Origin of the sequence: Solimonas soli DSM 21787, assembly GCF_000474945.1 — a bacterium.
In the GTDB taxonomy this organism is placed as follows: Bacteria; Pseudomonadota; Gammaproteobacteria; order Nevskiales; family Nevskiaceae; genus Solimonas; species Solimonas soli.
In genome coordinates this window covers 75632-99742 of sequence record NZ_AXDW01000001.1, presented here as the reverse complement: position 1 = coordinate 99742, position 24111 = coordinate 75632, and the positions used below count along the sequence as shown (strand labels likewise).

Here is a 24111-nt window from a genome sequence, read left to right as displayed (position 1 = left end):
CGCGCGGTGCCCGAAGGCTGCGGATTGCCGCTAGAATCCGCAGCCTTTCGCTTTTTCTAGAGACCCGCCGCCGATGAAGGTGCCGCAGACCCTGGCCGAGGCGCGTGCCGAGATCGACGCGCTCGACGAACAGATTCAGTCGCTGATTTCGCAGCGCGCCCGCATCGCGCTCGAAGTGGCGCACATCAAGCAGCGCTCCGGCGACACTGGCAATCACTATCGTCCGTCGCGCGAGGCCGAAGTGCTGCGCCGGGCGATGGAGCGCAACCGCACTGCCGGCGACAGCCCGCTGAGCGACGAGACCATCGCGCGCCTGATGCGCGAGATCATGTCGGTGTGCCTGTCGCTCGAATCGCCGCTGACGATCGCCTATCTGGGCCCGGAAGGCACATATACGCAGGCCGCCGTGCAGAAGCACTTCGGCGACAGCGTGACGGCGCGCGCGACGCGGGCCATCGACGAGATCTTCCGCGACGTCGAAACCGGCGCCGCCGACTATGGCGTGGTGCCGGTCGCCAACTCGATCGGCGGCGTCGTCAGCAACACCCTCGACGAGCTCGTGCATACCAAGCTGCGCATCTGCGGCGAGGTCACGCTCGGCATCCATCACCAGCTGCTGTCCGCCGAAACCGATCCGGCGGCGATCCGCAAGGTGTATTCGCATCCGCAGTCGTTCGCGCAGTGCCGCAAATGGCTCGACGCGCATCTCGGCAAGGCGCAGCGCGAGGAAGTCGCGAGCAATGGCGAGGCGGCGCGCCGCGCGGCGGCGGAAGGCAAGGGCGTGGCGGCGGTCGCTTCGCTGCAGGCCGGCCGCCTGAACGGGCTCAACATCCTCGCCTCGAACATCGAGGACGACCCGAGCAACACGACGCGCTTCCTGATCATCGGCAAGCACGAGCCGGCGGCGACCGGCGACGACATCACCTCGATCGTGATGACCGCGCATCGCAACCAGCCCGGCGCGCTGTTCAAGCTGCTGCAGCCGTTCGCCGACGCGGGGCTCGACCTGACGCGGCTCGAATCGCGCCAGGTCAAGGGCTCGGTGCTGCCTGATTACTACTTCTTCGTCGACTTCGCCGGCCACGAGACCGACGCGAAGGTTCGCGAGGTGCTCGAAACCGTGCGTTCGAGCGCCGCCTTCTTCAAGATTCTCGGTTCCTATCCGCGCGCGGTGATGTGAGAGCTGATGTCATGGGTGCAGAAAACCAGATGAGCGATCAAACCCTGAACCATGCCGCGCGCGGCGTGCTGAGCCTCGAGGCCTATTCGCCGGGCATGCCGATCGACGAGCTGCAGCGCCGGCTCGGCGTGTCGAACGCGATCAAGCTCGCCTCGAACGAAAACCCGCTCGGGCCGAGCGCCAGGGTGCGCGCGGCGCTGGCCGCGGCCGTCGCGCGGGAGAATATCGCGCTGTATCCGGACGGCAGCGGTCACCGCCTGAAAAAGAAGATCGCGGCGCTGCACGACATCGCCATCGAGCGCATCACGCTCGGCAACGGCTCGAACGACATCATCGAACTGCTCGGCCGCGTCTTCCTCGGCCCGGGCCGCGCCGCGCTGTACTCGGCGCACGCCTTCGCGGTCTATTCGATCATCACGCAGGCGCAGGACGCGCGCGCCGTCGTCGTGCCGGCGCGCCCGGCCGGCGATGCGCAGCCCTACGGACACGATCTGCCGGCGATGGCGGCCGCGCTGAAGGCCCATGCCGACGTCGCGCTGGTGTTCATCGCCAACCCGAACAACCCGACCGGCACCGTGCTGGCGCCGGCCGAGATCGAAGCCTTCCTCGATCAGGCGCCGGCCGACGTCATCGTCGCGCTCGACGAGGCCTACTTCGAATACCTCGATCCGGCGCTGCGTCCGCCGACGCGCGCCTGGCTCGAGCGCTATCCGAACCTGATCGTGTTCCGCACGTTCTCCAAGGCCTACGGCCTCGCCGGCCTGCGCGTCGGCTACTCGCTGTCGAGCGCGGCGCTGGCCGACGTGCTGAACCGCGTGCGCCAGCCGTTCAACAACAACAGCCTGGCGCTGCTCGCCGCCGAAGTCGCGCTCGACGACCAGGACTACGTCGCGCGCTCGGTCGATCTGAACACGCGCGAGCGGGCGCGCCTGACGCGCGAACTCGGCAAGCGCGGACTGCGGGTGCTGCCGTCGCAGGCCAATTTCGTGGCGATCGACTTCGGTCGCGACGCCAAGCCGATCCACCAGGGCCTGCTCGAGCAGGGCGTGATCGTGCGGCCGCTGGCCTCGTACGAGATGCCGACCTTCCTGCGCGTGTCGATCGGCACCGAGGCCGAGAACGAGCGCTTCCTCGAAGCCCTGGGCAAGGTGCTCGCGGCGTGAGCGTGCGTCATCTCGCCGTCATCGGTCTCGGCCTGATCGGCGGATCGTTTGCGCGCGCCCTGCGCGCGGCGGGCGAGGTGGGGCGCATTTCCGGCTTCGATCCCGATGCCGCGCAGCGTCAGGCGGCGATGAAGCTCGGCGTCGTCGACCACGTGCACGAAACGGCGGACGCCGCGGTGCGCGACGCCGATCTGGTGGTGCTCGCGGTGCCGGTGCTGCACACCGGCGAGGCCTTGCGCGCCTGCCTGCCGGGCCTCAAGGCCGAGGCCGTGGTCATGGATGTCGGCAGCACCAAGCAGTCGGTCCTGCGCGAGGTCGAGGCGGTTTGCGGGTGGCTGCCGCCCTGGTTCGTGCCGGCGCATCCGATCGCCGGCACCGAGAAGAGCGGCGTCGCCAACAGCGTCGCCGAGCTGTTCCGCAATCATCGCGTCATCGTCGTGCCGCATGCGGCGCAGGCGCCGGCGGCGAAAGCGCTGGTGACGAAGCTGTGGCAGGCGGTCGGCGCGCGCGTCGTCGAGATGGATGCGGCCGGGCACGACGCGATCTTCGCGGCGACCTCGCATCTGCCGCACGTGCTGGCCTACAGCTTCGTCGACATGCTCGCGCGCCTGCCGCACAGCGACGCGATTTTTCCGAACGCGGGCGGCGGTTTTCGCGATTTCACGCGCATCGCTTCCAGCTCGGCGGAGATGTGGCACGACATCGTGCGCGCCAATGCGGCGGCGGTCGGCGAACTGCTCGACCGGCAGATCGACGAGCTGCAGCAGATCCGCCAGTTGATGCGCGAGGAGCGCTGGGACGAGGTCCGCGCGCTGTTCGCGCGGGCCCGCGCCGCCCGCGAGCGCCACCTGGCGCAGATCGAGTAACGAATGTGGCGCGCTCGTTGCGCGCAATCAGGAAAGCCATGAGTTCGAGTTCCTTGACGTTTTGCGCGTATCCCGGCGGCCGCCTGGCCGGCACGCTGCGCGTGCCCGGCGACAAGTCGATTTCGCACCGCTCGATCATGTTCGGCGCCCTGGCGGACGGCGAGACCACGGTCGAGGGCTTTCTCACCGGCGAAGACTGCCTGTGCACGATGAAGGCCTTCCAGATGATGGGCGTGCGCATCGAGCGCACCGGCGAAACTTCACTGCGCATCCGCGGTGCCGGCCTGCATGGGCTGAAGTCGCCGGACGGTCCGCTCGATCTCGGCAATTCCGGCACCTCGATGCGCCTGATGGCCGGCCTGCTGTCGGGCCAGACCTTCACCGGCACGCTGGTCGGCGACGCCTCGCTGTCGCGGCGGCCGATGAAGCGCATCATCGCGCCGCTCGAGCAGATGGGCGCGCGCATCGAATCGAATGACGGCAAGGCGCCGCTCAACATCCTGCCGCACAGGAAGCTGCACGCCATCTCGTACCGCTCGCCGGTCGCCAGCGCGCAGATCAAGTCCGGCATCCTGCTCGCCGGCCTCTACGCCGACGGCAAGACCGAGGTGTTCGAGCCGGAAGCCTCGCGCGATCACACCGAGCGCATGCTGCGTGCCTTCGGTGTGCGCGTCGAGGCGCGGCCCGGCTACGCGGCGCTCGAAGGCGGCCAGCCTCTGCGCGCCACGCACGTGCGGGTGCCGGCCGATATTTCGTCGGCGGCCTTCTTCATGGTCGGCGCGGCGATCGTGCCGGGCAGCGAGATCGTACTGTCCGAGGTCGGCGTCAATCCGACGCGCACCGGCATCATCGACGTGCTGCGCGCCATGGGCGCCGACATCGAACTCCTGAATCCGCGGCAGTTCGGCGACGAGCCGGTCGCCGACATCCGCGTGCGCGGTCGGGGCCTTACGGGCGTGAAGATCGGCAAGGAGCTGGTCGCCGCGGCGATCGACGAGTTCCCGATCATCTTCATCGCCGCCGCGTTCGCCAAGGGCGAGACCGTCGTCGAGGGCGCGGAGGAGTTGCGCGTCAAGGAATCCGACCGCATCCAGAGCATGTGCGACGGCCTGCGCGCGCTCGGCGTGTCGGCGATCGCCTTGCCGGACGGCATGCGCGTCGCCGGCGGGCGCATGCGCGGCGGCACGGTCGACGCGCGCGGCGATCATCGCATCGCCATGTCGTTCGCGATCGCCGCGCTGCGCGCCGAACAGCCGATCACCATCCTCGACTGCGCCAACGTCAACACCTCGTTTCCCGGTTTCGCGGCGCTGGCGCGTCGCGCCGGCCTCGATCTTCGCGTTCGCGGATGAGCGGGCCGAGCGCCATTCCGGTCATCACCGTCGACGGCCCGAGCGGCGTCGGCAAGGGCCTCGTCACGCGCTGGCTGGCCGAACGGCTGGGCTTCCATCGTCTCGACAGCGGCGCGCTATACCGCATCCTCGCGCTCGCCGCGCACCGGCGCGACCTCGATCCGCACGACGGCGCGATGCTCGCGGGCCTGGCGCCGGCGCTCGAGATCCGCTTCGTCGGCACCACGGAAGAAGACGAGGCGATCATGGTCGACGGCGAGGACTGGACGCATGACGTGCGCAAGGAATCGACCGGCGCGCTGGCCTCGCTGATCGCGGTGCAGCCGGCGGTGCGCGCGGCGCTGCTGCAAAGGCAGCGCGATTTTCGTGAGGCACCGGGCCTGATCGCCGACGGTCGCGACATGGGCACGATCGTGTTCCCCGACGCGCGGCTGAAGATCTTCATGGACGCGAGCGCCGAGGAGCGCGCGCAGCGCCGGCTCAAGCAGTTGAGCGCAAAGGGGATAGAGGCTAAACTCGCCCCCCTTCGCGAGGAGATACGCGCCCGCGACGAGCGCGACCGCAATCGCCCCATTGCCCCCCTCAGGCCGGCACTTGGGGCTGAAGTCGTTGATACGACTGGACTTTCACCGACCCAGGTGCTGGCTCGAGTGGAGGTCTTATTGCAGAGGTCCGGTTTCGTCTGAGCGCGTGTCCCGCGCAGGAAACATCGGCGGCGGACTCATCGAGTTTTGCGCCTGTGGCCGGCAAGCAAGGATGCGAGCCGTTTTTTATCTGACAGGACCCCAAGCAGGAAGCGCGGGGAATCATCCATTTCAAGAGTGTTTTAGATGAGCGAGAGTTTCGCTGAGTTGTTCGAGGCCAGCCTCAAGGGCGGCCAGTCCATGCAGTCCGGCACCATCGTCAATGCGCGCGTGCTGGCCGTGAAGCCCGACGTCGTCATTGTTGACGCAGGCCTGAAGTCCGAAGGCGTGATTCCCCTGCAGGAATTCGCGGTCGACGGCGAGATCAAGGTCGCGGTCGGCGACGAAGTGGAAGTGGCGCTGGAAACCGTTGAGGACGGCTTCGGCGAGACCAAGTTCTCGAAGGAAAAGGCCGAGCGCATCAAGACCTGGGAGCGCCTGGGCAAGGCGTTCGAGGGCAAGGAAACCGTCATCGGCATCATCACCGGCAAGGTCAAGGGCGGTTTCACCGTCGACATCGGCACGGTCCGCGCGTTCCTTCCGGGTTCGCTGGTCGACGTCCGTCCGGTCCGCGATACCTCGTACCTCGAAGGCAAGCCGCTCGAGTTCAAGGTCATCAAGCTCGACAAGCTGCGCAACAACGTCGTGGTCTCGCGCCGCGAAGTGCTCGAAGCCGAATACTCGGCCGAGCGTGACAGCTTGCTCGCCAACCTGCAGGAAGGCGTGGTGCTGAAGGGCGTCGTCAAGAACCTCGTCGAGTACGGCGCCTTCGTCGACCTCGGCGGCATCGACGGCCTGCTGCACATCACCGACATGACGTGGAAGCGCGTCAAGGATCCGGCCGAAGTCGTGCAGGTTGGCCAGGAAATCGAAGTCAAGGTCCTCAAGTACGACCGCGAGCGCCGCCGCGTCAGCCTCGGCCTCAAGCAGCTCGGTGCCGATCCGTGGAGTGACATCGAGCGTCGTTATCCGGAGCGCACGCGCCTGTTCGGCAAGGTCACCAACATCACCGACTACGGTGCGTTCGTCGAGATCGAGCCGGGCGTCGAAGGCCTGGTGCACGTCTCGGAAATGGACTGGACCAACAAGAACGTCAACCCGGCCAAGGTCGTGCAGGTCGGCGACGAGGTCGAGGTCATGATCCTCGACATCGACGGCGAGCGCCGCCGCATCTCGCTCGGCATGAAGCAGTGCCGTCCGAATCCGTGGGAAGAGTTTGCGCAGAACCACCAGAAGGGCGACCGCGTCCATGGCGCGATCAAGTCGATCACCGATTTCGGCATCTTCATCGGTCTCGACGGCGGCATCGACGGCCTCGTGCACCTGTCGGATCTCGACTGGAACGAGCCGGGCGAAATCGCCGTGCGTCGCTACCAGAAGGGCCAGGAGCTCGACGCGGTGGTGCTGGCGATCGACGGTGCGCGCGAGCGCATCTCGCTGGGCGTCAAGCAGGTCCAGCAGGATCCGCTGTCGGAGTTCATCGCCAAGAACACCAAGGGTGTCATCGTCAAGGGCATCGCCAAGACGGTCGATGCGCGCGGTGCGGTCATCGATCTCGGCAACGGCGTCGAGGGCTACATCAAGGCGGGCGATCTGTCGCGCGACCGCATCGACGACGCCACCAAGGTGCTCAAGGAAGGCGATACGCTCGATGCCCGCTTCGTCGGTGTCGACCGCAAGAGCCGCACGGTGATGCTGTCGGTGCGCGAGAAGGAAATCCAGGAAGAGCAGGAGGCCGTCGCGGAGTACAGCCGCAACGCGTCGACCGGCAAGACCAGCCTGGGCGACCTGCTGAAGGAACAGATCGGCGGCAACAATAATTAAGTTTGACGCCTATCTACCCGGAATTTCTGGGAAAAACGAAAGGGCCGCGCTTGCGCGGCCCTTTTTTTTTAACTATCGTTAGCGCGTCAAATCGCTTATGGTTCCGGGACTTATGACGAAGTCTGAACTCATCGAACAGCTCGCTGCTAAGCAGACGCATCTGATGCACAAGGATGTCGAGCTGGCCGTCAAGCTGGTTCTGGACCAGATCAGCAACGCGCTGGCGCGCGACGAGCGCGTGGAAATCCGCGGCTTCGGCAGCTTCGCGCTGCATCATCGCCCGGCGCGCGTCGGGCGCAATCCGAAGACCGGCGAGCCGGTGCAGATTCCGCCGAAGCGCGTGCCGCACTTCAAGCCCGGCAAGGAAATGCGCGAGCGGGTCAACGCGCTGGGCGCCGAAGCAGATGCTGCGGCCGCGAGCGAATCGTCGCAGCCGACGGTCGGCCTGGCCTGAGATCGGCCATGTCCCGGCTCGCCGTATTGATCGTTCTGCTCGTCATCCTCGTGCTCGGCGCGTCGATCGGTTATTTCAATGCGCAGCCGGTGCAGTTCAACTATCTGTTCGGCACGGCCGAGTTTCCCTTGATCGCGGTGCTGATCGCGGCGTTCTCGATCGGCATCGTGCTGACCATCGCCGCCGTCTCGGGGCGCCTGTTCAGCATGCGGCTCGAGGTCGGACGCCTGCGCAAGCAGCTGCGCGAGGCCGAGGGCGAGCTGCGCACCCTGCGCAATCTTCCCGTCACCTCGCCGAGCGAAACGCGCTGAGCATGCTCGACTCCCTGTTCACCTGGCTGCTGCTGCCGCTGGGACTGGTGCTGGGATGGGTGCTCGGCCGGCGCGCACAGCCCGCCGCGGTGGCGGCCGCGATTGCGCCGGAACAGCTCGGCGGCCTGCTCACGCGGCTCGCATCCGACGATCCCGACCAGGCGATCGCGGCCCTGACCCAGGTGGCCGAAATCGATCACTCGACGGTCGAACTGCACCTGACGCTCGGCAATCTGTTCCGCAAGCGCGGCGAGATCGATCGCGCCCTGCGCATCCACGAGGCACTGCTGACGCGGCCGAACCTGACGCCGGATATCCAGGCGCAGGTGCGCCGCGAACTCGCCTTCGACTACATGCGTGCCGGCGTCATGGATCACGCCGAGGCGCAGTTCGAGAGACTGGTCGCCGACGGCCGCTACGTCACCGAATCGCTCGACCAGATCCGCATCATCTACGAGCAGGGCCGCGACTGGGAGCACGCCATCGCCGCCGCGCGCCGTCTCGAGGCCGCGCAGGGCGAATCGAAGCGTGCGCTGGTGGCGCAGTACGAAGCCGAGATGGCCGACGAGGCGCGCCGCGCCAAGAATGTCGACGAGGCCGTGCGCCGCGCCCGGCGCGCCGTCGACGAGGATCCGGCCTGCGTGCGTGCGCACCTGCTGCTCGGCGCGCTGTACGAGGGCAAGGGCGAGTTCGGCGCCGCCGCGCAGGCGTACCTGCGCGCGTTCCAGCTCGATCCACGCTTCCTGCCGGACGTCATCGAGCCGCTGTACCGCTGTGCGCAGAAGACCGGCGATCAGCAGGGCTATCTGCAGTTCCTCAGCGACGCCCGGGAGATCTCGTCGAGCAGCCTGCCTTACGTTGCCGAGGCGCGCCTGCTCGCCGACGAGGGCATGGACCCCATGGACCGTCTCGCCGCAGGCCTGGAAGTGCGGCCGAGCCGCGCCGTGCTGGCGCAGTTCCTCGAGGTCCTGGAGAAGCAGCCGGCGGTCATCGCCGCCGGCCTCGACAAGCCTGCCGCCAGCCTGCGCCAGGCGCTGCGGCGGCTGATGGAGAGTTCGCCGCGCTATCAGTGCGGCAATTGCGGCTTTTCGCCGCGCCAGCAGTTCTGGCAGTGCCCGAGCTGCAAGCGCTGGGGCACGATCACGCCGATCGACGAGGCGATGCGCCTGCCGGGAGCCTGAGCGTCGAGCTGTCGCCGTCGCGTCCGGCACCTGCTTTCCTGCGGGCCCGGCCGACGAACAAGCGCGCGCCGACAGGCGATGCGCAAGAACGCGCGGGACCGGGCGCGGGCGATCGAGCCGCGCGATCCGGCCGGTCGCGTCGAAGCGCTGCTAGACTGCGGCAATAAACATAACGTCAGCGGAGGAGAAACGCTTGACGAAAACGGCATTCGTCACCGGAGCGACGGGCTTCGTCGGCCTCAATCTCGTTGCGGAGTTGCATGCCCAGGGCTGGGACATCGTCGCCCTGCATCGCGCGACGTCGGACGTCGCGCCGCTGGCGCGCTACCCGCGGCTGCGCCGCGTGTTCGGCGACGTGACCGACCTGCGCACGCTGCGCGGCGTCATTCCGCGCGAAGTCGATTGCGTGTTCCACGTCGCCGGCAACACCAGCATGTGGAATCGCACGCACGTCGAGCAGATCAAGGTGAACGTGCGGGGCACGCGCAATGTGGTGCGCGCCGCGCTGGAGGCGCGCGTCAAGCGCTTCGTGCATACCTCGAGCATCGTCGCCTACGGCATTCACGGCGGCACCATCACCGAGGACACGCCGACGCGCGGCAGCGCGGCGACGATCAACTACGTGCGCAGCAAGGCGCTTGCCGAGCGCGAGGTGCGCAAGGGCATCACCGCCGGCCTGCCGGCCGTGATCATGAATCCCTCGAACATCGTCGGACCCTACGACACCTCGACCTGGTCGCGCATGTTCCGCCTCGTGCAGCAGCGCCGTCTGCCGGCGATGCCGCCGGGCGGCGGCAGTTTCTGCCATGTGCATGAAGTCGCCAGAGCGCATGTCGCGGCGGCCGAGCGCGGCCGGATCGGCGCCAACTATCTGCTCGGCGGCGCACAGGCGAGCTACGTCGGCCTGGTCCGCGAAATCGCCCGCCTGCTCGGGGTGCGCCGCCGCCCGCAGACGCTGCCGACTCGCGTGCTGCTCGCCTATGCCGCCGTCGAGGAATGGGCGGCACCCCTGTTCGGGCGCGAACCGGACATCACGCGCGATGCCGTCGCCTTGCTCGCGGAGAATCTCTACTGCAGCAGCCAGCGCGCGCAGGACGAGCTGGGCTACAGCCCGCAGACCCTCGAATGCATGCTGACCGACTGCCGCGACTGGCTCTACGAGGCCGGCCTGCTGCAGCGCTGAGCGCTGCCCTAGCGGGCGAGGTAGCTGTCCGGCAGCGCGTTGCGCACCTCGGTGCGCTTGGCGACCAGGCGCGCGCGATCCTGGGCACTGAGTTCGGGCAGGCGCAGGCCGGCGTCGAGCTGGGCGAGGGCGCTGCCCGGATCGCCGCGCAGCTGCAGGTAGGTGCCCATCTGGTAGGCCGATTCCGCCAGATTGCCGCTCTCGCGCGCCGCCTGCGCCAGCAGCTGATAGGTCGCCAGCTGCGTGCCCTGCGCCTGCTCGTGCGACAGCAGGTACTGGCGCGCGGCGTCGGGCTTGCCGGCGTTCATCAGCGCCTCGGCATAAGCCAGCATCGCCGGCGCGTAGCGCGGATACAGCTGCAGCAGGCGCTGGTAGACGTCCATCGCGCGATCGAGACGGCCGTTCTGCGCGAGCAGGTCGGCGTCGAGCAGCTGGATGTTGGCCTGCTTCGGATAGCGGTCGACGAGCGGTGCGAGCGTCTGCATCGCGGCGACGACCTGGCTCTGCTTGAACTGCGCGAAGGCGAGGCCGTAGCGGTTCTCGATCGTGTCGCGGCCCGCTTTGAGTTCGTTGGCGAAGTAGTCGAGCGCCTCGCCGGGCATTTCCGCCGACAGCACCCGCGCGCGGGCGCGCATCACGAAGAACTCGATCGGATCCTCGTGGCGGATGCGCGGCAGCTCGGCGGCGCGCGCCGCGGCCTCGGCCATGCGATTCGTGCTCAGCGGATGCGTCAGCAGGATTTCCGGGATGCCGTTGCCGTACAGGCGCGACTGCTGCTGCAGCTTGCCGAAGAAGCTCGCCATGCCGTTCGGATCGAAACCGGCGGCGGCCATGGTCTGGATGCCGATGCGGTCGGCCTCCTGCTCGTGCGCGCGCGTGTAGCTGACCTGGCGCTGGTAGTTGATGCCCTGGCCGACGGCGAGAGCGCCCATTACCACGTCCGGATTGGCCGAACCGGCGATGATCGCGGCGATCACCGCCAGCCAGGTGGCGATCGTGCCGACCTCGGTATCCTCGGCGGTACGCGCGATGTGGCGCTGCGTGATGTGCGCGAGTTCGTGGCCCATGACGCCGGCCAGTTCGCTCTCGTTGTCGGCGGCGAGCAGCGTGCCGGCGTTGATGCCCATGTAGCCGCCGGGCAGGGCGAAGGCGTTGATGCGCGGGTCCTGCACCACGAACACGGTCAGCGGCGGCGGCGTGGTGCTGCTGGCACCGGCCAGCTTGTAGCCGATCGCGTTGATGTAGTCGATCAGCTGCGGGTCTTCGACCGTGTAGTTCTCGCGGTAAAGCTCGGCGGTGACGCGCGCGCCGAGCGCGCGTTCCTGCATCGGCGACAGCGTGTTGTCGGCCGGCTCGCCGAGTTGCGGCAGATCGAGCGCGGCGGTCGACACCGCCGCCGCCCGTCCGCTGCCCAGGACGAGCGCCGCAACCGCCAGTGGCAGCAGGCCGCGCGTCAGCGCTGATCGTGTTGCAGCATTCATCCGGGGCGGGTTCCGCAGGCTTTTGAGATCCAGCGCCTTAGAGCCGCCGGACGACGGGAAGTTCTCGCAGTCTCGATCGGCCGGCCCGCCGCTTCAAGCGCCGGCACGGCGCCAGTTGCCGAGCGTCGCGCCGAGCCGCACCGGCTGGCCGGGCGCGATGTCCTGTGCCCAGCGGATCGCGCCACGCGCCGCCAGCAGGATGACGGTCGAGCCCATGTTGAAGCGGCCCATTTCCGCGCCGCGTGCCAGCGCGACCGGCTGCATGGTCGTGTACGGGCCGCCGTCGCTGGCGTGGCGCAGGTGCGGCGGCGTGACGCGGCCGGACCACACGGTTTCCAGGGAGCCGACGAACAGCGCGCCGACCATCGACAGCGCGACCGGCCCGGCCGGCGTGTCGAAGCGCGCATTGAGGCGCTCGTTGCGCGTGAACAGGTTCGGCAGCGCGCGCGCGGTCGCCGCATTCACGCTGAACAGGCGGCCGGGAACATAGTTCCAGTGCGCGAGGCGGCCGTCGATCGGCATGTGGATGCGATGGTAGTTGTACGGCGCCAGATAGATCGTGCAGAACTCGCCGCCGACGAAATCGCCGGCGTCGGCGTCACCGGGCAGCAGATCGTAGAGGCTGAAGCTGTGGCCCTTGGCCTGGATGATGCGGTCTTCGCTGATCGTGCCGAACTGGCTGATGGTGCCGTCGACCGGACTGACGAAGGCCTGCGCGTTGCCCGGCATCGGCCGCGCGCCCGGCTTGAGGGCGCGGGTGAAGAAGTGGTTGAAGCTGTCGTAGCGCTCGATGTCGTCGAATTCCGCCTCCGACAGGTCGATCGTGTAGCCGCGCAGGAACAGGCGGATCAGCGCGTTCTTGAAGCGCGGCGCGCGCAGCTGCGTGAGCTTGAAGACGAGCAGCGACAGCCAGCGCGTCGGCAGGCAGAGCTGCAGGGCGACGAAGGCGCGGTCGGCGAAGCGCGCGTCGGTCTTGGCGGGAGTCGCCTCGGTCATGGTGCGGAAGTGGGTGCGGAAAAGGGGGTCAGCGACGGTCGATGAGCGTGCGCAGGTCGGCGCTCAGGCGGGCGACGTCGAACGGCGGCGTGAGATAGCCGGCGATGCGTGCCTGCGGATCGATCAGGATCAGCGCCGCCGAGTGGTCCATCGTGTAGCTGTCCGGCGTCGCGCCCGGCACCTTGGCGTAGGCCACGCCGAGCTGCTGGGCGATGGCCTTCAGCTGCTCCGGCGTCGGCGCCAGCGCGGTGAAGGCTGGATCGAAGTACTGCACGTACTGCTTGAGCCGGGCCGGCGTGTCGCGTTCCGGGTCGACGGACAGGAAGGTGACGCGGAGCTTGCCGGCGTCGTCGCCGAGTCCGGCCATCACGTTCTTCAGCAAGGCCAGCGTCGTCGGGCAGACGTCCGGGCACGAGGTGAAGCCGGGAAAGATGAGCGTCCAGTGACCTTCGAACTGCGCGCGACCCGCCGGTGCGCCGTCCTGATCGACCGCCTGGAATTCGCCGAGCGGACGCGGCTGCTGCAGCAGCGTGCCCGACTGCAAGGCGACGGTGGCCGGCTTCTGCAGCCAGATCGCCGCCAGCATGCCGAGCGCGAGCGCGGTCGCACTGGCGACGGCGATCAGCAGTCCGCGGTTGGCGGAGGCGTTCGAGGACATCGGGATTCCGGTTTTTGGCGGCGAAGCGCGCGTGGCGACATGACGCGCATTATTCCACAGGCTTGCGCCGTCGCCACCGCGAGCGTTTGTCGTGGTGCCGCGGCGCACCGCATAATTCGCGCCTTTCCGCCATCGTCGCCACGCCCCGCGCCCACGGCCTATGCCACGCTCCCGCCAGATTGCCCGGCCTGCCGCCCGCTCCGCCGCGACGGCCAGCGCGACGGCCGGCGAAACCGAGGTCCTCGTCACGGTGCGCGATCTGGTGCGCTGGGGCGCCAGCCGCTTCGGCGAAGCCGGGCTGGTGTTCGGGCACGGCACCGACAACGCCCTCGACGAGGCCTTCCACCTCGTGCTGCACGCCCTGCACCTGCCGGCCGACGTGCCGGCGATCTATCTCGAAGCCCATGTCACGCCGCGCGAGCGGGCCGCCGCCCTGAAGCTGCTGCGCGCGCGCGTCACCACGCGCAAGCCGGCCGCCTATCTGCTCGGCCACATCGAGTTCTGCGGCCTCGATTTCGAGGTCGACGAGAACGTGCTGATTCCGCGCTCGCCGATCGGCGAGCTGATCCGGCGCGGCTTCGCGCCCTGGCTGCGCGACGAGCCGGCGCGCGTGCTCGATCTGTGCACCGGCAGCGGCTGCATCGGCATCGCCTGCGCGGCCACCTTCGAGAACGCCGAGGTCGATCTCGCCGACCTGAGCGCGAAGGCGCTCGCCGTCGCGCGGCGCAACATCGAAAAGCACGTTCTCGGCAACCGCGTGCGCGCGATCAAGTCCGATGTCTTCGATGGCCTGGTCAACGAGATCTACGATCTGATCGTCAGCAACCCGCCCTACGTGCCGAACGCCGAGTGGAAGGCGCTCGCCGCCGAATACCGCCACGAGCCGAAGATGGCGCTGGCCGCCGGCGACGACGGCATGGACATCGTCGCGCGCATCCTGCATGACGCGCCGCGCCATCTGAGCAACGATGGCTGGCTGGTCTGCGAAGTCGGCGGCAGCGTCGCCGAGTTCGAAGCGCGCTGGCCCGATCTGCCGGTGACCTGGGTCGAGTTCGAACAAGACAACGGCGGCAGCGATGCCGGCGTGTTCATCATCTCGCGCGCCGACCTGGTCGAGAACGTCAAATGAGCGGAAACACCTTCGGCAAGCTGTTCTGTGTCACCAGCTTCGGCGAGTCGCACGGCGCCGGCATCGGCTGTGTCGTCGACGGCTGCCCGCCGGGTCTCGAGCTGAGCGAGGCCGACATCCAGCCGGATCTCGATCGCCGCAAGCCGGGCACCTCGAAGTACGTCACCCAGCGCAAGGAGGGCGACCAGGTCGAGATTCTGTCCGGCGTGTTCGAAGGCAGGACCACCGGGACGCCGATCGCGCTCTTGATCCGCAATACCGATCAGCGCAGCTACGACTACGAGAAGATCAAGCAGGTGTTCCGGCCGAACCACGCCGACTACGCCTACATCCAGAAATACGGCATTCGTGACCACCGCGGCGGCGGACGTTCGAGCGCGCGTGAAACCGCGGTGCGCGTTGCCGCCGGCGCCATTGCGAAGAAATGGCTGCGCCAGAAGTTCGGCATCGAGATCCGCGGCTGCATCGAACAGATCGGCGACATCCATTGCGCGCAGAGCGACTGGAGCGCGGTGGCGCAGAATCCGTTCTTCTGCGCCGACCCGCCGCGCGTGCCGCAACTCGAAGCGCTGATCGATCGCCTGCGCAGCGAGGGCGATTCGATCGGCGCCAGGCTTTATGTCGAGGCGACCAACGTGCCGCCCGGTCTCGGCGAGCCGGTGTTCGATCGCCTCGACGCCGACATTGCCCACGCGCTGATGTCGATCAACGCGGTCAAGGGTGTCGAGATCGGCGACGGCATGGCGGTCGCGCGGATGCGCGGCACCGAGCACCGCGACGAGCTGTCGCCGCAGGGCTTTCTTGCCAATCACTCCGGCGGCATCACCGGCGGCATTTCGAGCGGCCAGACCATCTACGCGCGCTACGCGATCAAGCCGACCTCGAGCATCACCACGCCGGGCAAGAGCATCGACGAGAGCGGCGAGGCCACCGAGATGCGCACGACCGGCCGCCACGATCCCTGCGTCGGCCTGCGCGCGACGCCGGTCGGCGAGGCCATGCTGGCGCTGGTGCTGATCGACCACGCGCTGCGCCAGCGCGGCCAGAACGCCGACGTGGTGCCGGCGACGCCGCGCATCTGATCGCCTGCTTCCGATTCCTGTCCGCAGGCGACGCGGCCGGTGCGGCGCATCGGCGATGGAGGCGTGATGACGGCGCGACACCACGGTTCCTGCCTGTGCGGCACGGCCGGTCAGGATCAGGTCGGCGAATTCACGTTGCCCGGCACGCGCCACCATCGCGTTCTGCGCGCATTGCGGCTCGGCGCTGCCGAGCGTGCAGATGAACGGTGCGATGCTCGTCGTGCCGCCGGCAGTCTCGCCAGCGACTTGCCACTGCGCCCGGATGCCCATCTGTTCTGCGCGAGTCGCGCGAACTGGGACGACGCGCTCGAAACGCTGCCGAAATTCCAGCGCCTGCCCGGTTGAGTGCTACAGCGTGACGATCTCGACGCGCGGCAAGGCGATTTCGCCTTGCTCGGCCCAGTGACGGTGATTGAAGACCTGGCCTTCGTTACGGACTTTCAGCACCTCGCCGAGATCGATGTCCGCGTGTATCCATTGCGGCGCGTTCCATTCGCCTTCGACAATCACGCCGGAATCCGGAAAGCCGCGATCGGGCGGGCCGAACAGGCCGGCGCGGCCGACGTTGACGTCGATCGCCGCCGACCACGGCGCTTCGCCGACCAGCGGCGCCTGCGCGACATAGCACTGGTTCTCGAGCGCGCGTGCCTGGCAGCCGACGCGCACGCGGTGATAGCCGGCGGCGCTGTCGGTGCAGCTCGGCACGAGGATCAACTCGGCGCCGGCCTCGCTCTGCGCGCGCGCCAGCAGCGGGAATTCGCTGTCGTAGCAGATGTCGATCGCGACCATGCCGAGCGCGGTGCGGAACACCTTGAGGCCGCTGTCGGGCGAGGCCGAGATGTCCCAGCGCTCGCGCTCGAAGCGCGTCATGATCTGCTTGTCCTGGAAACCGAGGCCGCCGTGCGGCGCGCAGAACCAGGCGCGGTTGACGACGCACTCCAGCGCCAGGCGCCACGGAAAGCTGCCGGCGACGATGTACACGCCGTGCCGCTGCGCGAGGCGGCGATGCAGGGCGAGCCAGTCGTCGCGCAGCGCCTGCATCGCATCGACCTGCGCCTGCAGATCGGCGCGCGTCGCGCTGTCGAACAGGGCGGCGAGACTCATCGCCGCGTATTCGGGAAATACCAGCAGCTGCGCGCCGGCCGCCGCCGCTTCGCCGACCCAGGCTTCGATCGGCGCGACGACATCGTCCCACTGCCGGGGTTCGGACACCGGGAATTGCGCGAGCGCGAGCTTCATCATGCGGTCTCCAGATCGCGCAGCCAGAACGTCATCGGCTTGTCGCTCGATGCCGTCTCGCCCACGTCCGGCCACGCCAGCGTCGTGCGCAGCGCCGGCACCTTGCGGTAGCCGCGCTTGTGCCAGAACGCGTCGTTGCCGACGTAGCCGGCCGGTTTGCGTGCATCGCCGTCATCGCGCTCGACGGCGCAGAACGCGCACTGCCTCAGGCCCAGCTCGCGCGCATGCGCTTCGCGCAGCTCGAAGAACTTCACGCCGATGCCACGGCCGCGATATTCGCGCAACAGCACCGACTCGCCGAAGTAGTCGATCGGCGCCAGATCGAGCCCGGCGTCGAGGAAAGGCTGCTGCATGTCGCGGGGCGCGTCGGCGAGCGGCAGCACGGTCGAGGCACCGACGCATTGCGCGCCGTCCCAGACCAGGACGGCGAGGCTGCGCGGGCACTGCACGTACATCTGCAGATACTTCGTCTCGTATGCGAGCGTGCCGTCGTACAGATACGGCCAGTCGCGGAACACGCGGATGCGCAGCGCGGCGAGGGCGTCGAGCCGGGTGGCGATCGCCGCGCCGCGCAAGGCCTCGATGCGAAGCTCGGCCATCAGGCGGCGACCTGCTTGAGCCAGTCTTCGAGATTGTAGTAGTTGGTCACGCGCGCGACCTTGCCGCCGCGAAGGTCGAAGAACGCGCCGCCCGGCAGCCGGTAGGTCTGGCCGCGCGCTTCCGGCAGGCCGGTGTCGGTCGCCAGGTACTGGCCGAGCACGGTGTATTCGCTCGCGGCGCGCGAGCCGTCGGCATTGCTCATCACGACGATGTCGACGATCTGCTCGCGGTAGCTGTGGTTCATGCGCTCGATGAATTTCCTGAACGCTTCCTTGCCGGTTTCGCGTATGCCCTGGTTGATGTCGTGCGCGACGTCGTCGGCCAGCAGCTCGAAGAAACCGTTCCAGTCGCCGGCATTGAAGGCGGCGTAGTAGCGTTCGATCAGCGCGGCGGCATTCATCGTGGATCTCGGTCCCAGGCCTGGAGGATCGCGAATTCTACGGACTCGGATCGCGGCGTTCATTGCCCGATCGTGGCGGTCCGGGTGAAATCATTGTCGGATACTCGCTTCCGGCAATTGCGTCAGCAGCGCGCGCGCCGCCCCGGACAGCGTGCGCCGCTGATGCCAGACCAGGCCCAGCTCGCGATGCAGGGCGAGGCCGCGCACGCCGACTTCGCACAGCGTGTCGTCGAGCATCGACGCCGGCAGCACGCTCCAGCCGAGGCCGATGCCGGCCAGCATCTTCAGCGTTTCGAGATAGTTGGTCGCCAGCCGCACGCGCGGCGCGACGCCCTGGCGTTCGAGTTCGGCGGTGACGATGCGATGCGTGTACGTCGCCTCGTCCGGCAGCACCGCCGGGTGCTCGGCGAGTTCGCGCAGCGGCACGTTGCGGCGGCCGGCGAGCGGATGCTGGGCGGCGACGACGACCACCATCGGGTCCGGCCAGACCAGGCGCTGTTCGAGCTGCGGCAGCGGGGTGGTCGGCAGGGTGACGATGCCGAGTTCGAGCTTGCCGGCGATCACCGCCTCGCAGGCCACTTCCGAATCCATGAAGTGAATGTCGAGATCGACGTTCGGGTACTGCAGCGTGTACGCGCGCAGCACCGGCGGCAGGCGATGCAGACCGATGTGGTGGCTGGTGCCGAACGACAGGCGGCCGGCGACTTCCTCGTGCAGGTTCGACAGCGCGCGCTTGCCGTCCTCGATGTCCTGCAGCGTCTTCCTCGCGTATGGCAGCAGCGTGCGGCCGGCGTCGGTCAGCGTGACGCGGCGGCCGACACGGTCGAACAGCGCGTGGCCGATCTGCGCCTCCAGCGCGGTGATGCGCTTGCTGATCGCCGGCTGCGACAGGTGCAGGGATTCGGCGGCCTGCGTGAACGAGCCGCAGTCGGCGATCTCGACGAAGGCGGCGAGGAACTGGGTTTCCATGGCGGCGTGCGGCGGAAAGATTCCACTCATTCTGCATCGGAATGCACTTTATGAAAACGATTCATTGGAGTTATGGGTAACGCGCTCCTAGAATGCCCGCCACTTTCGCACCCAAAATCTGCAGGAGAGGCCGCGATGAGCAGCAGCAACAAGCCGAGAACGCTGTACGACAAGATCTGGGACGACCACGTCGTCAGCGATCTGGGCGCCGGCTCGGCCCTCATCTACATCGACCGCCATCTGGTTCATGAAGTGACCAGCCCGCAGGCCTTCGACGGCCTGCGCCTGAACCACCGCCAGCCCTGGCGGCTGGCGGCGAATCTGGCGGTGCCGGACCACAACGTGCCGACCGTCGATCGCGCCAAGGGCATCAAGGACCCGATTTCGCGTGCCCAGCTCGACGCGCTGGACGCCAACTGCGCCGAGTTCGGCATCACCAAGTTCGACCTGATGGACCGCCGTCAGGGCATCGTCCATGTGATCGGCCCGGAGCAGGGCGCCACCCTGCCGGGCATGACCGTGGTCTGCGGCGACTCGCACACCTCGACGCACGGTGCGTTCGGGGCGCTGGCTTTCGGCATCGGCACGTCGGAAGTCGAGCACGCGCTGGCGACGCAGACCCTGGTGCTGAAGAAGGCCAGGACGATGCTGGTCCGCGTCAAGGGTCACGTCGGCCCGGGCGTCACGGCCAAGGACATCACGCTGGCGATCATCGGCCGCATCGGCACCGCCGGCGGCACCGGCCACGTCATCGAATACGCCGGCGAGGCGATCGAAGACCTGTCGATGGAAGGCCGCATGACCTTGTGCAACATGGCGATCGAGGGCGGCGCGCGCGCCGGCCTGGTCGCCGTCGACGACAAGACCATCGCCTACGTGAAAGGCCGTCCCTACGCGCCGAAGGCCGAGCACTGGGATGCCGCCGTCGCGTACTGGAAGACGCTGAAGAGCGACGCCGGCGCCGCGTTCGATGCCGTCGTCGAGATCGACGCCGCCGGCATCCAGCCGCAGGTGACCTGGGGCACCTCGCCGGAGATGGTGCTGCCGGTCGGTGCCGCCGTGCCGAATCCCGCCGACGAGGCCGATCCGGTCAAGCGCAACGGCATGGAGAAGGCGCTCGCCTACATGGGCCTGAAGGCGGGCACGCCGATCGAGAAGATCGCGATCGACAAGGTCTTCATCGGCTCGTGCACCAATTCGCGCATCGAAGACATGCGTGCCGCCGCGGCGGTCGTCAAGGGCAGGAAGAAGGCGGCCAACGTCAAGCTGGCGATGGTCGTGCCCGGCTCGGGTCTGGTGAAGGAACAGGCCGAGGCCGAAGGTCTCGACCAGATCTTCCGCGACGCCGGCTTCGAGTGGCGCGAGCCGGGCTGCTCGATGTGCCTGGCGATGAACGCCGACCGTCTGGAGCCGGGCGAGCGCTGCGCCTCGACCAGCAACCGCAATTTCGAAGGCCGCCAGGGCGCCGGCGGTCGCACGCACCTGGTGTCGCCGGCGATGGCCGCGGCGGCCGGCATCGCCGGCCACTTCGTCGACGTGCGCAGCTTCTAGAGGAACCCGAACATGAGAGCTTTCACTGTCGTCAGCAGCAAGATCGCGCCGCTGGATCGTCCGAACGTCGATACCGACGCCATCATTCCCAAGCAGTACCTGAAGTCGATCCGCCGCACCGGCTTCGGCCCGTTCCTGTTCGACGACTGGCGTTATCTCGATGCCGGCGATCTGGAGATCGATCCGGCCACGCGCCGCGTCAATCCGGACTTCGTGCTGAACAAGGCCGAGCACCAGGGCGCGCAGATCCTGATCGCGCGCGACAACTTCGGTTGCGGTTCGTCGCGCGAGCATGCCGTGTGGGCGCTCGACGACTACGGCTTCCGCGCCGTGATCGCGCCGAGCTATGCCGACATCTTCTTCTCGAACTGCTTCAAGAACGGCGTGCTGCCGGTCGTGCTCAAGCCCGAGGAAGTGCAGGCGATCTTCGACGGCGTCGCCCGGAATCCGGATGCGCAGTTCACCATCGACCTGCCGGCGCAGCAGGTGAAGCTGCCGTGCGGCAATGCGTTCTCGTTCGAGATCGACGCCGGCCGCAAGCACAACCTGGTCGAGGGTCTCGACGAGATCGGCCTGACGCTGAAGAACGCCGACGCGATCCGCGCCTACGAGGCCCGGCGCGCGCAGCAGGCGCCGTGGCTGTTCGCGTCATGACCACGCTGGTCGTCGCCGACGTGGCCGGCCAGAGCTGGGATGCGCGCGATTACGCGAAGAACGGCCGCTTCGTCGCCGATCTCGCCGAGAGCCTCGTCGAGTGGCTCGCGCCGCAGGCCGGCGAGCGCATTCTCGACCTGGGCTGCGGCGATGGCGCGCTGACCGAGAAGCTGTCGGCCAGCGGCGCGCGCGTGGTCGGTATCGACGCCAGCGTCGAGCTGGTCGCGGCCGCGCGCGAGCGCGGCGTCGACGCGCGGCTCGCCGACGCGCAGGCGCTGACCTTCGCGAACGAGTTCGACGCGGTGTTCTCGAACGCGGCGCTGCACTGGATGAAGCGCGATCCCGACGGCGTGCTGCTCAGCGTGGCGCGTGCCCTGAAACCGGGCGGTCGCTTCGTCGCCGAGATGGGCGCGGCCGGCAACATCGCGGCGATCCGCGGCGCGATCCACGATGCGATGGCGCGACGCGGCTACGACGCGGCGCAGGCCGATCCCTGGTTCTTCCCGACGCTCGCCGATTACCGCCGCCGCCTGCAGGCCGCCGGCTTCGACGTCGTCGCCATCGAGAGCTTCCCGCGGCCGACCTTGCTGCCCGGCGACATCAGCGGCTGGCTGCGCACGTTCGCGCAGGCGTTCCTGGCGATCGTGCCGGAAGGCGAGCGCGCGGCGCTGATCGCCGAAGTGCAGGGCAGCCTGCACGAGCGTCTCGCCAACACGGTCGGGCAGTGGACCGCCGACTACGTGCGCCTGCGTTTCGTCGCGGTGAAGAAGGCGCGTTGAGCAGGCGCGCAAAGACCACGCAAAGACTTAAAGACTGAAGAAGACGAAAAACGATGACCAAGAAAATCCTGATCCTGCCCGGCGACGGCATCGGCCCCGAGATCATGGCCGAGGCCGTGAAGATCCTCGAAGTGCTGCGCGCCGAAGGCGAAGCGCTCGAATGGAGCTTCGCCAAGCTCGGCGGCGCCGCCTACGACGCCGAAGGCCATCCGTATCCGCCGTCGACGCAGAAGGCGGCGCGCGAGGCCGATGCGATCCTGCTCGGCGCGGTCGGTGGCCCGAAGTACGACGAGCTGCCGCGCGAGCTGCGCCCGGAGCGCGGCCTGCTCGGCATCCGCAAGGATCTGAACCTGTTCGCCAACCTGCGCCCGGCGCTGGCCTTCGACGAGCTTGCCGATGCGTCGTCGCTGAAGCGCGAGGTGATCGAGGGTCTCGACATCCTGATCCTGCGCGAGCTGACCGGCGATATCTACTTCGGCCAGCCACGCGGTCGGCGCAGCAATGCCGAAGGCCATGCCGAAGGCTACGACACCATGCATTACAGCGAACCGGAAGTGGAGCGCATCGCCCGCGTCGCCTTCGAAGCGGCACGCAAGCGCAGCAAGCGCGTCTGCTCGGTCGACAAGGAAAACGTGCTCGAGACCTCGCGCCTGTGGCGTGAAGTGGTGATCAAGGTCGCCCAGGACTATCCGGACGTCGAGCTGACGCACCAGTACGTCGACAACGCGGCGATGCAGCTCGTGCGCCGTCCGAAGCAGTTCGACGTGATCGTCACCGGCAACATCTTCGGCGACATTCTCTCGGACGAAGCGTCGATGCTGTGCGGCTCGATCGGCCTGCTGCCGTCGGCCTCGCTCGACGTGAACAACAAGGGCATGTACGAGCCGATCCATGGCAGCGCGCCGGACATCATGGGCCAGAACAAGGCCAATCCGATCGCGACGATTCTGTCGGTGGCCATGATGTTCAAGTACACGTTCAACCGCGGCGACATCGCCGGGCGCATCGACGCCGCGGTGAAGCGGGTGCTGAAGGACGGCAAGCGCACCGGCGACATCGCCAGTGCGGGCGAGACGGTGATCGGCACGCGCGAGATGGGCGATGCGATTGCTGCGAGTTTGAGACGTCCTGTCTAAGCCGCGTACATCCCTGTACGCGACTTTCAAATGGGAGGATGAAATGGTCCTCCGCAATGCATGCAAAGAGTGAGTGAGATGAAGAAGGTCGGATTCGTCGGTTGGCGCGGCATGGTCGGCTCGGTGCTGATGCAGCGCATGCAGGAAGAGAACGATTTCGCGCTGGTGGAATCGCATTTCTACAGCACCTCGAGCGTCGGCGGCGCCGGCCCGGTGATAGCCGGCCAGCCGACGCCGGCGCTGAAGGATGCGAACAGCGTCGACGCGCTCAAGGCGATGGACATCATCATCACCTGCCAGGGCGGCGACTACACGAACGAGATCTATCCGAAGCTGCGCGCCAGCGGCTGGGACGGCTACTGGATCGACGCGGCCTCGGCGCTGCGCATGAAGGACGACGCCGTCATCATCCTCGACCCGGTCAACCGCCACGTCATCGACGCGGCGCTGGCCCGCGGCGTGAAGAACTACATCGGCGGCAACTGCACGAATTCGATCCTCTTGATGGGCGTCGGCGGCCTGTTCCGCGAGAATCTCGTCGAATGGATCAGCTCGATGACCTACCAGGCGGCGTCGGGCGGCGGCGCCAGCCACATGCGCGAGCTGCTCAAGGGCATGGGCGTTGTCAGCGCCGCGGTCGCCGATGAACTGGCGACGCCGGCCTCGGCGATCCTCGACATCGACCGCAAGGTGGCGAAGGCGATCCGCGAGGACGTGCCGACCGAGTTCTTCGGCGCGCCGCTGGCCGGCGGCCTGATTCCGTGGATCGACGCGCAGCTGCCGAACGGCCAGTCGAAGGAAGAGTGGAAGGGCCGCGCCGAGGTCAACAAGATCCTCGGCAAGGCGACGCCGGAGTCGGTGATTCCGGTCGACGGCCTGTGCGTGCGCATCGGCGCGATGCGTTGCCATAGCCTGGCGCTGACCATCAAGCTCAGGCGCGATCTGCCGCTCGACGAGATCGAAGCGATCATCAAGAGCGGCAACGACTGGGTGAAATGGGTGCCGAACGATCGCGCGCTGACCGTGAAGGAACTCACGCCGGCTTCGATCACCGGCGGCCTGCAGATCGGTGTCGGCCGCGTGCGCAAGCTCGATCTCGGCGCCGGCTACCTGTCGGCCTTCGTGATCGGCGACCAGCTGCTGTGGGGCGCCGCGGAACCGCTGCGGCGCATGCTGAGAATCCTGCTCGGCGCCTGATGCCGGAGCCGCCCCGTAACGCCGGCGCGGCGCCGTCGTTAGA

The 24111-nt window shown here is 68.0% G+C and carries 25 protein-coding genes; 18 read left to right on the top strand and 7 right to left on the bottom strand.

Annotated elements, in window-relative coordinates; all coding sequences use genetic code 11:
• The first annotated feature begins 73 nt into the window (after window positions 1-73).
• The 10 genes from pheA to K344_RS0100430 all read left to right on the top strand — a co-directional run bounded on the left by pheA (window position 74) and on the right by K344_RS0100430 (window position 10197).
• Window positions 74-1180 (top strand): prephenate dehydratase, encoded by a 1107-nt coding sequence (gene pheA, locus K344_RS0100475; RefSeq protein ID WP_043113419.1) that lies wholly within the window; start codon window positions 74-76, stop codon window positions 1178-1180.
• Between the two features lie 29 nt (window positions 1181-1209).
• On the top strand, window positions 1210-2343 hold the full coding sequence (gene hisC, locus K344_RS0100470; protein ID WP_051361719.1) for a histidinol-phosphate transaminase: 1134 nt from the start codon (window positions 1210-1212) through the stop codon (window positions 2341-2343).
• Complete coding sequence (locus tag K344_RS0100465; RefSeq protein WP_028079029.1) at window positions 2340-3209, top strand: prephenate dehydrogenase; 870 nt, start codon at window positions 2340-2342, stop codon at window positions 3207-3209. Before hisC ends, K344_RS0100465 begins: the two co-directional genes overlap by 4 nt.
• A gap of 38 nt (window positions 3210-3247) precedes the next feature.
• Window positions 3248-4561 (top strand): 3-phosphoshikimate 1-carboxyvinyltransferase, encoded by a 1314-nt coding sequence (gene aroA, locus K344_RS0100460; RefSeq protein WP_028079028.1) that lies wholly within the window; start codon window positions 3248-3250, stop codon window positions 4559-4561.
• Window positions 4558-5247, top strand: coding sequence for a (d)CMP kinase (cmk, locus tag K344_RS0100455; protein WP_028079027.1), 690 nt, complete (start codon window positions 4558-4560; stop codon window positions 5245-5247). Before aroA ends, cmk begins: the two co-directional genes overlap by 4 nt.
• Before the next feature lie 144 nt (window positions 5248-5391).
• Complete coding sequence (rpsA, locus tag K344_RS0100450; protein WP_028079026.1) at window positions 5392-7068, top strand: 30S ribosomal protein S1; 1677 nt, start codon at window positions 5392-5394, stop codon at window positions 7066-7068.
• A gap of 112 nt (window positions 7069-7180) precedes the next feature.
• Window positions 7181-7522 (top strand): integration host factor subunit beta, encoded by a 342-nt coding sequence (locus tag K344_RS0100445; protein ID WP_028079025.1) that lies wholly within the window; start codon window positions 7181-7183, stop codon window positions 7520-7522.
• A gap of 8 nt (window positions 7523-7530) precedes the next feature.
• The gene (locus tag K344_RS0100440) at window positions 7531-7833 is read left to right on the top strand and encodes a LapA family protein (protein ID WP_028079024.1); all 303 of its coding nucleotides are present in this window, start codon (window positions 7531-7533) and stop codon (window positions 7831-7833) included.
• A 2-nt stretch (window positions 7834-7835) separates the two neighbouring features.
• Window positions 7836-9014, top strand: a complete 1179-nt coding sequence (locus K344_RS0100435) for a tetratricopeptide repeat protein (protein WP_028079023.1) — start codon at window positions 7836-7838, stop codon at window positions 9012-9014.
• Window positions 9015-9207: 193 nt separating this feature from the next.
• Complete coding sequence (locus K344_RS0100430; protein ID WP_028079022.1) at window positions 9208-10197, top strand: NAD-dependent epimerase/dehydratase family protein; 990 nt, start codon at window positions 9208-9210, stop codon at window positions 10195-10197.
• Window positions 10198-10205: 8 nt separating this feature from the next.
• Here K344_RS0100430 and K344_RS19415 read toward each other — a convergent pair whose 3' ends face one another.
• From K344_RS19415 to K344_RS0100415, 3 genes are all read right to left on the bottom strand, one after another.
• Entirely contained in the window at window positions 10206-11678 is a 1473-nt protein-coding gene (locus tag K344_RS19415; protein ID WP_245586057.1) for a M48 family metalloprotease, read from the bottom strand.
• A gap of 93 nt (window positions 11679-11771) precedes the next feature.
• A complete protein-coding gene (gene asd, locus K344_RS0100420) occupies window positions 11772-12674 on the bottom strand; it encodes an archaetidylserine decarboxylase (RefSeq protein WP_028079021.1) in 903 nt (300 codons plus the stop codon).
• A 28-nt stretch (window positions 12675-12702) separates the two neighbouring features.
• Window positions 12703-13332, bottom strand: coding sequence for an SCO family protein (locus tag K344_RS0100415; RefSeq protein ID WP_051361717.1), 630 nt, complete (start codon window positions 13330-13332; stop codon window positions 12703-12705).
• 160 nt (window positions 13333-13492) lie between these two features.
• Here K344_RS0100415 and prmB point away from each other — a divergent pair, with 160 nt between their 5' ends.
• The 3 genes from prmB to K344_RS19410 all read left to right on the top strand — a co-directional run bounded on the left by prmB (window position 13493) and on the right by K344_RS19410 (window position 15888).
• Entirely contained in the window at window positions 13493-14461 is a 969-nt protein-coding gene (prmB, locus tag K344_RS0100410; RefSeq protein WP_084196776.1) for a 50S ribosomal protein L3 N(5)-glutamine methyltransferase, read from the top strand.
• On the top strand, window positions 14458-15543 hold the full coding sequence (aroC, locus tag K344_RS0100405) for a chorismate synthase (protein WP_028079018.1): 1086 nt from the start codon (window positions 14458-14460) through the stop codon (window positions 15541-15543). The genes prmB and aroC overlap by 4 nt, the downstream gene beginning before the upstream one ends.
• Window positions 15544-15609: 66 nt before the next feature.
• On the top strand, window positions 15610-15888 hold the full coding sequence (locus K344_RS19410) for a hypothetical protein (RefSeq protein WP_051361716.1): 279 nt from the start codon (window positions 15610-15612) through the stop codon (window positions 15886-15888).
• A gap of 3 nt (window positions 15889-15891) precedes the next feature.
• Here the strand turns inward: K344_RS19410 and K344_RS0100395 are convergent, their stop codons facing one another.
• The 4 genes from K344_RS0100395 to K344_RS0100380 all read right to left on the bottom strand — a co-directional run bounded on the left by K344_RS0100395 (window position 15892) and on the right by K344_RS0100380 (window position 18751).
• A complete protein-coding gene (locus tag K344_RS0100395) occupies window positions 15892-16785 on the bottom strand; it encodes a carbon-nitrogen hydrolase family protein (RefSeq protein WP_028079017.1) in 894 nt (297 codons plus the stop codon).
• Window positions 16782-17381, bottom strand: a complete 600-nt coding sequence (locus K344_RS0100390) for a GNAT family N-acetyltransferase (protein ID WP_028079016.1) — start codon at window positions 17379-17381, stop codon at window positions 16782-16784. The genes K344_RS0100395 and K344_RS0100390 overlap by 4 nt, the downstream gene beginning before the upstream one ends.
• Complete coding sequence (locus K344_RS0100385) at window positions 17381-17782, bottom strand: ketosteroid isomerase-related protein (RefSeq protein ID WP_028079015.1); 402 nt, start codon at window positions 17780-17782, stop codon at window positions 17381-17383. The genes K344_RS0100390 and K344_RS0100385 overlap by 1 nt, the downstream gene beginning before the upstream one ends.
• Before the next feature lie 90 nt (window positions 17783-17872).
• Window positions 17873-18751 (bottom strand): LysR family transcriptional regulator, encoded by an 879-nt coding sequence (locus K344_RS0100380; RefSeq protein ID WP_028079014.1) that lies wholly within the window; start codon window positions 18749-18751, stop codon window positions 17873-17875.
• A 135-nt stretch (window positions 18752-18886) separates the two neighbouring features.
• On the opposite strand from K344_RS0100380, the gene leuC reads away from it, so the two are divergent.
• The 5 genes from leuC to asd (K344_RS0100355) all read left to right on the top strand — a co-directional run bounded on the left by leuC (window position 18887) and on the right by asd (K344_RS0100355) (window position 24068).
• Window positions 18887-20302 (top strand): 3-isopropylmalate dehydratase large subunit, encoded by a 1416-nt coding sequence (gene leuC, locus K344_RS0100375; protein ID WP_028079013.1) that lies wholly within the window; start codon window positions 18887-18889, stop codon window positions 20300-20302.
• Between the two features lie 12 nt (window positions 20303-20314).
• Window positions 20315-20956 (top strand): 3-isopropylmalate dehydratase small subunit, encoded by a 642-nt coding sequence (gene leuD / locus K344_RS0100370; protein WP_028079012.1) that lies wholly within the window; start codon window positions 20315-20317, stop codon window positions 20954-20956.
• Entirely contained in the window at window positions 20953-21735 is a 783-nt protein-coding gene (locus K344_RS0100365; RefSeq protein WP_043113415.1) for a class I SAM-dependent methyltransferase, read from the top strand. The genes leuD and K344_RS0100365 overlap by 4 nt, the downstream gene beginning before the upstream one ends.
• Window positions 21736-21788: 53 nt before the next feature.
• The gene (gene leuB, locus K344_RS0100360; RefSeq protein WP_028079010.1) at window positions 21789-22871 is read left to right on the top strand and encodes a 3-isopropylmalate dehydrogenase; all 1083 of its coding nucleotides are present in this window, start codon (window positions 21789-21791) and stop codon (window positions 22869-22871) included.
• A gap of 78 nt (window positions 22872-22949) precedes the next feature.
• Window positions 22950-24068, top strand: a complete 1119-nt coding sequence (gene asd / locus K344_RS0100355; protein WP_028079009.1) for an aspartate-semialdehyde dehydrogenase — start codon at window positions 22950-22952, stop codon at window positions 24066-24068.
• The last annotated feature ends 43 nt before the right edge of the window (window positions 24069-24111 follow it).

Bases quoted from the DNA above. Each gene is read 5' to 3' on its own strand.
- cmk (WP_028079027.1), top strand. From the start codon at position 4,558: ATGAGCGGGCCGAGCGCCATTCCGGTCATCACCGTCGACGGCCCGAGC.
- asd (WP_028079009.1), top strand. From the start codon at position 22,950: ATGAAGAAGGTCGGATTCGTCGGTTGGCGCGGCATGGTCGGCTCGGTG.
- pheA (WP_043113419.1), top strand. From the start codon at position 74: ATGAAGGTGCCGCAGACCCTGGCCGAGGCGCGTGCCGAGATCGACGCG.
- K344_RS0100415 (WP_051361717.1), bottom strand. From the start codon at position 13,332: ATGTCCTCGAACGCCTCCGCCAACCGCGGACTGCTGATCGCCGTCGCC.
- K344_RS0100385 (WP_028079015.1), bottom strand. From the start codon at position 17,782: ATGAATGCCGCCGCGCTGATCGAACGCTACTACGCCGCCTTCAATGCC.
- K344_RS0100435 (WP_028079023.1), top strand. From the start codon at position 7,836: ATGCTCGACTCCCTGTTCACCTGGCTGCTGCTGCCGCTGGGACTGGTG.
- K344_RS19415 (WP_245586057.1), bottom strand. From the start codon at position 11,678: ATGAATGCTGCAACACGATCAGCGCTGACGCGCGGCCTGCTGCCACTG.
- K344_RS19410 (WP_051361716.1), top strand. From the start codon at position 15,610: ATGACGGCGCGACACCACGGTTCCTGCCTGTGCGGCACGGCCGGTCAG.
- leuD (WP_028079012.1), top strand. From the start codon at position 20,315: ATGAGAGCTTTCACTGTCGTCAGCAGCAAGATCGCGCCGCTGGATCGT.
- prmB (WP_084196776.1), top strand. From the start codon at position 13,493: ATGCCACGCTCCCGCCAGATTGCCCGGCCTGCCGCCCGCTCCGCCGCG.
- rpsA (WP_028079026.1), top strand. From the start codon at position 5,392: ATGAGCGAGAGTTTCGCTGAGTTGTTCGAGGCCAGCCTCAAGGGCGGC.
- K344_RS0100395 (WP_028079017.1), bottom strand. From the start codon at position 16,785: ATGATGAAGCTCGCGCTCGCGCAATTCCCGGTGTCCGAACCCCGGCAG.
- hisC (WP_051361719.1), top strand. From the start codon at position 1,210: ATGAGCGATCAAACCCTGAACCATGCCGCGCGCGGCGTGCTGAGCCTC.
- asd (WP_028079021.1), bottom strand. From the start codon at position 12,674: ATGACCGAGGCGACTCCCGCCAAGACCGACGCGCGCTTCGCCGACCGC.
- K344_RS0100440 (WP_028079024.1), top strand. From the start codon at position 7,531: ATGTCCCGGCTCGCCGTATTGATCGTTCTGCTCGTCATCCTCGTGCTC.
- K344_RS0100365 (WP_043113415.1), top strand. From the start codon at position 20,953: ATGACCACGCTGGTCGTCGCCGACGTGGCCGGCCAGAGCTGGGATGCG.
- leuB (WP_028079010.1), top strand. From the start codon at position 21,789: ATGACCAAGAAAATCCTGATCCTGCCCGGCGACGGCATCGGCCCCGAG.
- aroC (WP_028079018.1), top strand. From the start codon at position 14,458: ATGAGCGGAAACACCTTCGGCAAGCTGTTCTGTGTCACCAGCTTCGGC.
- K344_RS0100380 (WP_028079014.1), bottom strand. From the start codon at position 18,751: ATGGAAACCCAGTTCCTCGCCGCCTTCGTCGAGATCGCCGACTGCGGC.
- K344_RS0100445 (WP_028079025.1), top strand. From the start codon at position 7,181: ATGACGAAGTCTGAACTCATCGAACAGCTCGCTGCTAAGCAGACGCAT.
- K344_RS0100390 (WP_028079016.1), bottom strand. From the start codon at position 17,381: ATGGCCGAGCTTCGCATCGAGGCCTTGCGCGGCGCGGCGATCGCCACC.
- leuC (WP_028079013.1), top strand. From the start codon at position 18,887: ATGAGCAGCAGCAACAAGCCGAGAACGCTGTACGACAAGATCTGGGAC.
- aroA (WP_028079028.1), top strand. From the start codon at position 3,248: ATGAGTTCGAGTTCCTTGACGTTTTGCGCGTATCCCGGCGGCCGCCTG.